This is a genomic window from Streptomyces sp. CO7, assembly GCF_053474865.1.
This window is the reverse complement of the sequence record NZ_JBRIOU010000003.1, coordinates 581,501-583,585: the sequence shown is the minus strand read 5'-3', so window position 1 is coordinate 583,585 and position 2,085 is coordinate 581,501. Positions and strand designations below refer to the sequence as shown.

2 protein-coding genes are annotated in these 2,085 nt (G+C 75.6%); both read right to left on the bottom strand.

Features of this window, described 5'->3' with window-relative positions; all coding sequences use genetic code 11:
• Positions 1 to 250 precede the first annotated feature (250 nt).
• Complete coding sequence (locus ACOV8S_RS12645) at positions 251 to 886, bottom strand: response regulator (protein ID WP_448317879.1); 636 nt, start codon at positions 884 to 886, stop codon at positions 251 to 253.
• The gene (locus ACOV8S_RS12640; protein WP_448317878.1) at positions 879 to 2,057 is read right to left on the bottom strand and encodes a GAF domain-containing sensor histidine kinase; all 1,179 of its coding nucleotides are present in this window, start codon (positions 2,055 to 2,057) and stop codon (positions 879 to 881) included. Before ACOV8S_RS12640 ends, ACOV8S_RS12645 begins: the two co-directional genes overlap by 8 nt.
• Between the last annotated feature and the right edge of the window lie 28 nt (positions 2,058 to 2,085).

Below are 2,085 nucleotides of genomic sequence, written 5' to 3'. Positions count from 1 at the left end.
GAGGGCGCCTTCCCGTCCGTGACGGCTCCTGTCACCTCTTCCCCGCGACGCGCGTGCGCGCGCGTGAGGCCGCGGGTGCGTGGGGATCCGGTGCCGACCGGCCGGGCCTCGCGGGAGCCCGCGGGGGCCCTAGGCGCACGCGCGGCCCTGTGGCCCCGCCGGCACGGGCCTCGGCAGCGCTCGGCGAGGGTCCCCCGCTCCTGGAGCCGGTCCGGCGGCCGCCCGGCGGTGTGCGCGGCGCGGGGCCGGGTCAGGTGGTGTCGTGGCGGACGGCCCAGAGGGCGGCCTGGGTGCGGTCGGAGACGTCGAGTTTCATCAGGATGTTGGAGACGTGGGTCTTCACCGTCTTCTCGCTCAGATAGAGGGAGCGGGCGATCTCCCGGTTGGAGCGGCCGTCGGCGATCAGGCCGAGGACGTCCCGCTCACGGTCGGTGAGGGTGCCGCCGCGGCCCTCGCCGGAGCCGTTCTCCTGGGCGAGGAGCACCTCGGCGACCTCCGGCTGGAGGACGGTGTGGCCGGCGTGGACGGAGCGGATGGCCGCGGCGAGGGCGTCGGGGTCCACGTCCTTGTAGAGGTATCCGGTCGCGCCCGCCCGCAGCGCGGGGACCACGGTGCGGCGCTCGGTGAAGCTGGTGACCACGAGGACTCGGGCCGGGTTGCCCAGCGAGCGCAGGCGGCGCAGGGCCTCGATGCCGTCGGAGCCGGGCATCCGGATGTCCATCAGGACGACGTCGGGCCGCAGCTCCTCCGCGCGGGCGACGCCCACCTCGCCGTCGCCGGCCTCGCCGACGACCTCGATGTCGTCCTGCACCTCGAGGAAGGTGCGCAGCCCGCGGCGGACCACCTGGTGGTCGTCGACGAGCAGGACCTTGACCGGCTCAGCCACCGGGAACCTCCATCTCGACGACGGCGCCCTTCCCGGGCGCCGAGCTGACCGTGAGCGTGCCGCCGACGCCGGTGGCGCGGTCGCGCATGGAGACCAGGCCCAGGTGGCGGCCGGCCCTCAGGACGCCTTCCGGTTCGAAGCCGCGGCCGTCGTCGGTGATCCGGAGGACGGCACGGGGGCCCTCGCGCTCCAGGACGACGTCGACGTGGCGCGGGTCGCCGTGGCGCAGCGCGTTGTGCAGGGCCTCCTGGGCGACGCGCAGCAGCGCGGCCTCCTGCGGGGCGGGGAGGGCGCGCACGTCGTGGCTGGTGAAGGTGACGCGGGCGCTGTGGGCGCGGTCGAGGACCTGGACCTGGCTGCGCAGGGTGGCGACGAGTCCGTCCTCGTCGAGGGCGGCGGGGCGCAGCTCGATCACGGCGGCGCGCAGTTCCTCGGCGGCCTCGGCGGCCAGCGCCGCGACCTCCCCCATGGCGTCCCTGGCGCGGGAGGGGGCCCGGTCGACCAGGGTGGCGGCGGCCTGGGCGGTGAGGCGGAGGGAGAAGAGCTTCTGGCTGACGGCGTCGTGCAGCTCGTGGGCGAGCCGGGAGCGTTCCTCGGCGATGGTGAGCTCGCGGCTGCGTTCGTAGAGGCGCGCGTTGGTGAGGGCGATGGCGGCGTGCTGGGCGAAGAGGGAGAGGAGCTCCTCGTCCTCCTCGGTGAAGCCGCACCGGGAGGCCGGGGCGGGCGGGCCGCCGCTCCGGCGCCCCGCGCTCTCCTTGTTCGCGAGGTAGAGGGCGCCGAGGATCTCGTCGCCGTCGCGGATCGGCATGCCAAGGAAGTCGGTCATCTCCGGATGGGCGTCGGGCCAGCCCTCGAAGCGGGGGTCGGCGCGGACGTCGTCGAGGCGCTGCGGGCCCTCGTGGAGCATGGCGGCGAGGATGCCGTGCTGGCGCGGGAGCGGGCCGATGGCCTTCCAGGTCTCCTCGTCGACGCCGCCGACCACGAAGCGGGCGAAGCCTCCGCAGTGGTCGGGCACGCCGAGGGCGGCGTAGCGGGCGCCGAGCAGTTCCCGGGCGCGGGACACGATCGTCTTGAGGACGTCCCCCACCTCCAGGCGCCGGCTCATGGCCAGCAGCGCGTCGCTGACGGCGGCCAGGCCGGCGGGTGAGCGGGTGGCGGTCCCTTTGTCCATGGCGGTCACGCTACCGGCGGGCGGGAGG

What these genes read in the sequence shown, in the direction of transcription:
- ACOV8S_RS12640 (WP_448317878.1), bottom strand. Translation starts at nt 2,057, where the DNA reads ATGGACAAAGGGACCGCCACCCGCTCACCCGCCGGCCTGGCCGCCGTC.